General features: G+C 39.5%; 8 protein-coding genes. 4 read left to right on the top strand and 4 right to left on the bottom strand.

Annotated elements, in window-relative coordinates:
- Positions 1–390: hypothetical protein (locus tag AACU25_RS03155; RefSeq protein ID WP_339381997.1), on the top strand; the 390-nt coding region annotated here is incomplete at its 5' end.
- Positions 391–690: 300 nt separating this feature from the next.
- Here AACU25_RS03155 and AACU25_RS03150 read toward each other — a convergent pair.
- Positions 691–1770, bottom strand: a complete 1080-nt coding sequence (locus AACU25_RS03150; protein WP_096573869.1) for an ATP-binding protein — start codon at positions 1768–1770, stop codon at positions 691–693.
- 332 nt (positions 1771–2102) lie between these two features.
- Here AACU25_RS03150 and AACU25_RS03145 point away from each other — a divergent pair, with 332 nt between their 5' ends.
- The 3 genes from AACU25_RS03145 to AACU25_RS03135 all read left to right on the top strand — a co-directional run bounded on the left by AACU25_RS03145 (position 2103) and on the right by AACU25_RS03135 (position 4515).
- Positions 2103–2648 carry a hypothetical protein gene (locus AACU25_RS03145; RefSeq protein WP_096573868.1) on the top strand — a complete coding sequence of 182 codons (546 nt, stop codon included), beginning with the start codon at positions 2103–2105 and terminating at the stop codon, positions 2646–2648.
- A gap of 740 nt (positions 2649–3388) precedes the next feature.
- Positions 3389–3739 (top strand): DUF6717 family protein, encoded by a 351-nt coding sequence (locus tag AACU25_RS03140; RefSeq protein ID WP_096573867.1) that lies wholly within the window; start codon positions 3389–3391, stop codon positions 3737–3739.
- A gap of 23 nt (positions 3740–3762) precedes the next feature.
- Positions 3763–4515 (top strand): nucleotidyltransferase domain-containing protein, encoded by a 753-nt coding sequence (locus AACU25_RS03135; protein WP_096573866.1) that lies wholly within the window; start codon positions 3763–3765, stop codon positions 4513–4515.
- Between the two features lie 42 nt (positions 4516–4557).
- Here the strand turns inward: AACU25_RS03135 and AACU25_RS03130 are convergent, their stop codons facing one another.
- The 3 genes from AACU25_RS03130 to bchM form a co-directional block, all read right to left on the bottom strand.
- Positions 4558–4938, bottom strand: coding sequence for a DUF423 domain-containing protein (locus tag AACU25_RS03130; RefSeq protein WP_096573865.1), 381 nt, complete (start codon positions 4936–4938; stop codon positions 4558–4560).
- 68 nt (positions 4939–5006) lie between these two features.
- Entirely contained in the window at positions 5007–5495 is a 489-nt protein-coding gene (locus AACU25_RS03125; protein ID WP_096573864.1) for a hypothetical protein, read from the bottom strand.
- Positions 5496–5732: 237 nt separating this feature from the next.
- Positions 5733–6419, bottom strand: a complete 687-nt coding sequence (gene bchM, locus AACU25_RS03120; protein WP_045869519.1) for a magnesium protoporphyrin IX methyltransferase — start codon at positions 6417–6419, stop codon at positions 5733–5735.
- Between the last annotated feature and the right edge of the window lie 437 nt (positions 6420–6856).

Below are 6856 nucleotides of genomic sequence, written 5' to 3'. Positions count from 1 at the left end.
CCACGCCTACCGCCACGCCTACCGCCACGCCTCTCGCCACGCCTCTCGCCACGCTTAGTGGCACAGCTAGCGCCACGCCTCTTGCCACACCTAGCGGCACGCCTACTGCAACGCCTAGCGCCACGCCTACCACCACGCCTACCGCAACGCCTAGCGGCACGCCGAACACTACGCCTACCGCAACGCCTAGCACCACACCTACCGCCACGCCAAGCCTCTCGCCTACCACCACGCCGAATGCCATGCCGAACGCCACGCCTCTCACCACGCCTAGCGGCACGGTTAGCGCCACGCCAAAAGCCAAGCCGAACGCCACGCCTCTCGCCAAGCCAAGCCTCTCGCCTACTACTACGCCGAACGCCACGCCGTACGCTCCTACCACCACGCTGAACGCCACGCCGAACCAGTCAACAGGAACGCCTATTGTCTCAAAAATTATACTGACAACCACTGGTGTAACTACTGTTAACACCAACCCTTGGAAAAACAACTGACGCTGGATGGGATTTTTCCACTTCATTGCACTTTCAGGTATATACCCACCCCCGAAAGTATCTACATACCATAGCAAAGCTTGCGGAAAATAAAATACCCAGTACAACAGGCGTAGATAATCTAAGGGATTCCACAGCGACAGGCGACGGTCTAATTTAGGCGCTAAATTTAAACGTGGTACAGGCTGGTGTTGACTCATAACGCAGTTTTCATACCCTCCATATACCGCGAGTAAGTTCGATGACACAAATACATAAGCCGTTGGGGGTGTCCGCTGCTTTCTTGGATAAGTTGAATAATCTCCTCTTCCGTAAAACTCACCTGAGTATTCGCTAACCGACTGTCAATAAAACCACGCACAATATTTTCGTCCCAAGGCTGAATAACTTCTTCAATGCAAACGCCTTGAAACGGTGAAGGATTATCTCGGCTATCAGGAAACAGAACATCCAGATGTTCGCTAGCTGCTATCACTAAGCGCAGTGGTGGGTTAGCTTGTCCGTCAGCTAAACCGCGCAATTGTTGGCGTAATTCCCTAGTGAAACCACCCCAAGTCATTTGTTGTACTTCGTCTAATAACAACAACAATTGCTGTTTTTGTAACTCCCGAATTAATTGCCGACCTTTGCTAACAGCTATTCCCACCTGATAGCAGAGTTCATCATAAAAATCATCATCATTAAAAATTAGGCTTAAGTTGAGATAAATTGGCTTGCGTGGTTTTAGTAGTCGATGTTGTGCTTGTTGGTAAATAGCCTGAAGTAAGGAGGACTTGCCAATTTTTTTCTCACCAATCAGCGCTACGCTACTACCACTATTTAGGGTTTCAAATACTCTTGTAATTTCTCTTTCGCGACCGAACAATTGATGCTGCTCAGTGATGATGTCATTCAGGGGAATAAATGGGTTATCTGTGAAAGTTTTAACAGAAGGAGCAACGTAAGAATTTTGGGTTCTCAACCATGCCAAATATTTAGGTTGAAGCCAAGCTAGAAATCTGGAATCTTTGCCTCTACTTCTCTGATTGTAATCTGGGAACCCTTCACGGTCTTGCTGCGGAGAAAAGCGTTCATTATATATTGTCCACATTTGCCTTCTCACCGTTTCAGCCGAGATGGGGAGTTCAGGGTTTTCTAATGATTGCTCCGCAACCTGATTATTATCATTTACAGTATTCTCATCAGGAAACTTCGCCAGAATAATTGCTTCTTCCTTCTGGCTCAAACCATATTTACGACATACCTCCATCACCAGAAAAGCTTCCCAAGAGTTCATTGTTCTGTCATATTCCTCGACATCATTACAAGCGAGGCTGAATTTAGCTGCATCTCAATATAGCGTTTTTCCGATTATCTGAAAATACGGAAAAATTTTTCCGCTATTTTGATAAATCACCGGAAATGCCTTTCTGGGACTTCTTTAAAAGATAAATATATGATTTTTATATTCAAAAGTTCAGCCCAAAGTTGCAGAACTTGTGCGGCTAAGATGCCCACCGCAAAATAAATTTACAAAATTTGTGGTGCAAATTCAATGTGCAACCGCCGCTCAATATAGTGATGTTAGAAAAAAGTTAATTAGTGGAGGTAAATAATATGAGATTTTCAATGGAAAAAGTAATTGTTCCTGTAGTAGTAGCTTTAATAGGCTTTGCAGGTGTTGTAGTTCCTGCGTTAATTAATAAAAATTCCCAGAGTAACTCAGAAGTAAAATCAGTTGTCATCTCTCACACTACCACTGCTTTAGAATGTAGTCCAAATGTTGCATCTAAAGTATGTATTGCTAATCTTACTGTGCAGATTAATAGCGATGAACCTCTACAAGTGAATAAGCATCAACGGATTCCACTTAAAGCAGGAGATAATTTAAAAGTTTTGAATCTCAACTATTGCGTACCTAATGCAGTCAGCCTGAATAAATTAGAAGCGAAAGCTTTTCTTTTCAAAAATGGAGTTGAGAGTTATCAAAATTTTCTATCCACTCCTAGCCAGTTCCCAATTAACGCAGGTGTTTGTCACAAAGTTGGCAATTTCGCCCAAAGCTGGAAAGTTGAACCAGGAATGCACCAAGCTATGATTCCTATGATTAAATATGATGGCAGCAATAAAATTGTTGACAAGAGTTTCTACTTTACTTTAGATGTTGGGCAGTAATACAAATTCTTTATGAGGCTGCATAAAATTAGATCCCCCCTTGAAAAAAGGGGGGAACTAGAAAATATCTATCAAAGTCCCCCTTTTGAAGGGCGCTGATTTCCAATATGATTTGTCACGAAATAACTATCTTAGCGACTAAGGTACCTTCGCATGGATGGTGCGTTACGGCTCAATTTCATTGTCTCTGTGTCTCATATCCTGTCATAGCCGTAACACACCCTACTGAAGATTTCCTTATAACCTTAAGTACTATTGAATTAGATTAGTTAAATCTACTTGTTGCAAAATTAACTACGTCCTTAAGCGTTAGGAATTATACTTTTTATTTTCGTCAAGTTCACTAATGTATCTCTAATTTAATACTCAGTAATTAAACTGAATTAGCACAAAATTCACGTAAAACCGAGAATTTTGGCTTTATTGCAAATTCAGTTTAAATAACAGTGTCACTAATGAAATATCATTGTTACAATCTTGAGATTAGATAGTTCATCCCTCAGCTTCCCAAGACTAGCTGCGGCTTTTTTGGATTTTTCTTATATCAGTGTTATCTACATCTTGTCGTTCTCTAGCCCTATTTGGAACTTTCAATTAACTTCAAAACGTAGTGTTATCAAAAATGAAAGATTATCTTCTATAACAACCATTAATTAATAAAAATGTATTTTTGTAGCTAAAAAACTAATAGATATTGCTGGCAAATACTGTCAAAATTCACTTACAACCAAATCAAAATCATGGCAAACTCATTAATGGTGATTTATCCATATAGAATATCTCAAACATGGGTATTTGATGATGAATATATGGGATTAGCCCAAGAACCATTTATCAGTGGTACACCTGAAATGATTGATACTCTAGTTCAAGATGTAGCCCATGTTGATGAAGGTTTCAAACTTGTATTTTCTGCTTATCCTTTCCCCGGTTATCAAGTAGAACTGTTTTGGCTAAGAGTAGAAAATAACGGTCACTGGTACTCTTGGAGTAAGAAAAAGATGCAAGGTTGGCTATGTCCAGCGCTGTTAAATTACTTTAACCAACCTCCAAATAAAATATATTGCAAAGCCGAAAGTCTTTATTCCTAGCTTAAATTTGATTTAATCATTATATGGAAATTCCTGCTTCCATTAGTACCGTTATTCAGCAACAGCCTTATCCAATTTTATTTGCCGCTATTAGTGGTTCTCATTTATATGGCTTTCCATCAGATGATTCAGATTATGACTTGCGAGGTGTGCATATATTACCAGTGACAGAAGTAGTAGGGTTAGATACTGGCGCTGAAACTATTGAAATATCAGAAATCCGCGATTCTGTACAAATTGATTTAGTAACTCACGATGTCAAAAAATTCTTTTTGCTACTTCTCAAAAAAAATGGCTATGTTTTAGAACAACTCTACTCTCCTTTAGTATTGCAAAATGTCCCAGAGTATGAAGAGCTAAAATTTATTGCCAAAGATTGTATTACCCGTCATCACAGTCATCATTACTTTGGTTTTGCTGCTAGTCAATGGAAACATTTTGAACAAGCACAGCCACACAGAATTAAGCCGTTGCTCTATGTTTATCGAGTGCTATTGACGGGAATTTATTTAATGCAAACTGGAGTAGTTGAAGCTAATTTGGTCAAGCTCAATCAAGTATTTAATTTATCTTATATATCTGATTTAATTTCTCAAAAGCTAGCAGGGGAAGAACATTCTTATTTATCAGATGTTGATATTGCTTTCCATCAAACAGAATATCAGCGATTACGCGATCGCTTGCAGAATTCCTATGCTGAAAGCCAATTACCTGAATCACCTACGGCAAAAGCGGCTTTACATGACTTGCTGTTACGTCTAAGAATTAGGAGTTAGAAAATTTTCCTCTTCACTTCTAACTCCTAATTGTCTCAAAGTCTAAAATTTCAAACCCCAAGCAGCGATCGCTAAAGCACCCCAACCAGCGATAAAAGCTGCGCCTCCTATAGGTGCGATCGCACCCAAAGATTTCACACCAGTCAAGCTCAAGGCGTACAAACTCCCTGAGAAAATAGCAATACCAATAATAAACAGCCAACCACTTGCTACAAGAGTGGCTGGCGGTGACTCGGTACGACTAAGTAGCAGCGCTACTACCAACAGTGCTAGAGCGTGGTACATTTGGTAACGAGTGCCAGTGTCAAAAATTTCGAGCGATCGCTCACTAATTTTTTCTCTTAACGCATGGGCACCAAAGGCTCCGCCGGCAACAGATAAACCGCCTAAAATGGCAGCTATACTTAAAAAAATCTGCGTCATTAGACCTAGCTGTAAATTAAGTTATGAGCTAGCGGTAAATCAAAATCAACCGCTAACAGAGATTTCAGTTAAATCTCAAAATGATATGATATCCCACCGTCTTCGGTTACCTTAAAATTAGCATTGAATTCTTTAGCTTTTTCGTCTAAATACTGCCTAGCTGCGATCGCAGGTAAGTCCGATTTAATTGCAAAACCGACAAGAGTCATTCTGCCCTTATTTTCTTGTAGCATTTGATAGAAAATGGATTGCAGGCGATCGTTCATTTGTTGATTGATTGCTTTCTTCTCTTGCCTGCTTTGACGATACAATCCTAAACTGAGCCATCCCCCCAAAATTAAAGTCGGAACTCCGAAAATTAGACCTTGCCTAGCAGTAGTATCGAGTAGATACAACGCCTCCTTATTCACAAAGTTCGGCCCATCATCATCCTCTATTGCTGATGGGATTGGCTTCAACATATTATGTTTCTCAATTCCTGCTGAGACTGATAGGGTTAAAAACATAAATCCGAGTGTGAGTAGCCAACCTGCGGCTAATTTTTCAGCAGTTTTCATAGTTCCATCTCAGAGTTGAACCTTGCTTGCGATTCTAACCTTACTTTGGCTGAGGTTCCAGTAATTGCACAAAGCTAGCAAGAATCTTGTAAAGAAAGTATAAAACTTTCTATGGCTTGCAATAATGAAGAAAACACCTAACAATCAAATATTTAGCCTAAAAGTTGCTAACTGTTGACTGTTTACCGTTAATAGTCAACAGTCAACAATTAACAATGTAGTATTCTTGGAAATGCCTTAAACACGTGTCGCTTCTAAGAGACGTGAGAAGTAAAAGCGAGTCTTAGTCAAGGATTTTCTTTGTACAGCAAAGCCGTTAGTTTCTAAAATTTTGATGACATCAGCTTCGCGGTGCAAATAGGCGCGAGTTGTCTTACTGGGGCCGGGAAAGAAGCTACCAATTTTCTTAAGTAGAGTCAACGCACAGGTTTTAGGTGCAAAGCTCAAAATTAACCGTGATTGCGCTAATGAGCATAAATGAGAAATCATCTCATCGGCTTTATCTTGAGGATAATGAATGAGAACATCCAAACAAATCACAGTATGGTAACTACCACTTAAAGATTCTAAGTCTTGCACGGCGAAGGTGGGATTTTCAGAACTTCCCAAGGCTTCTAAGGCTCTTTCCTTGCCTTCTGTTACCATTTTTTCAGAGATATCACTGGCGTAGACTTTAGCACCTTCTGCTGCCAAAGGAATGCTGAGACTACCTACACCACACCCAGCATCACAAATTGACAAGGTTGCTAAATTGTTATCAGCTTTTAACCAGCCGATTACTGTATCCACTGTTTGTTGATGTCCATTGCGGATGTCTAGCTGGACTTTGTTAACTTCGCCATCGCCATAAATCCGCTTCCATCGGTCAAACCCTGTGGAATTAAAATACTCACGAACAATCGTTTTATCGTCGGCTGCGTTCATAAACTTCTATTTCTAAGGTCTCCCAATGCTTAAAATTATCATTGATAGGAACCTTGCAGAACGCTTCAGTTTAAAGATTTTTCTAGATTAATATTTTACGTGTATGAGAAAATACTTGCGTAGCTAGGCAACAGTTTGGTACGAAAAGCCTTTGGGAATTGTATTGTGTTTTTTCACAAATTCAATAATTCTGCTATTTAATAATTATAATTTATTACTAAAAAATTGTATTCCAAATCTTTAAATAACTTGGATATACCAGACTTAAATAAATATTCAGCTTGACTAAATTATTTATTCCCCTAGATACAAGAAACACTATCTCCAGAGAGACTTACAAAAACCATTATACCACTTAAGCTATAAAAGATTATTTTTGCAAACATCATAATTTGCAGAATATAAACATTAACTTGAGAAGATTTAAGCATCCTGAA

This window comes from Tolypothrix tenuis PCC 7101, from assembly GCF_963874875.1.
GTDB classification, from domain to species: domain Bacteria; phylum Cyanobacteriota; class Cyanobacteriia; order Cyanobacteriales; family Nostocaceae; genus Aulosira; species Aulosira tenue.
The sequence above is the reverse complement of the archived record's forward strand: the minus strand, read 5'-3'. Positions and strand labels throughout refer to the sequence as shown.

Coding starts and splice junctions, on each gene's coding strand:
- AACU25_RS03150 (WP_096573869.1), bottom strand. CDS start 1,770: ATGAACTCTTGGGAAGCTTTTCTGGTGATGGAGGTATGTCGTAAATAT.
- AACU25_RS03145 (WP_096573868.1), top strand. CDS start 2,103: ATGGAAAAAGTAATTGTTCCTGTAGTAGTAGCTTTAATAGGCTTTGCA.
- AACU25_RS03140 (WP_096573867.1), top strand. CDS start 3,389: ATGGCAAACTCATTAATGGTGATTTATCCATATAGAATATCTCAAACA.
- AACU25_RS03135 (WP_096573866.1), top strand. CDS start 3,763: ATGGAAATTCCTGCTTCCATTAGTACCGTTATTCAGCAACAGCCTTAT.
- AACU25_RS03130 (WP_096573865.1), bottom strand. CDS start 4,938: ATGACGCAGATTTTTTTAAGTATAGCTGCCATTTTAGGCGGTTTATCT.
- AACU25_RS03125 (WP_096573864.1), bottom strand. CDS start 5,495: ATGAAAACTGCTGAAAAATTAGCCGCAGGTTGGCTACTCACACTCGGA.
- bchM (WP_045869519.1), bottom strand. CDS start 6,419: ATGAACGCAGCCGACGATAAAACGATTGTTCGTGAGTATTTTAATTCC.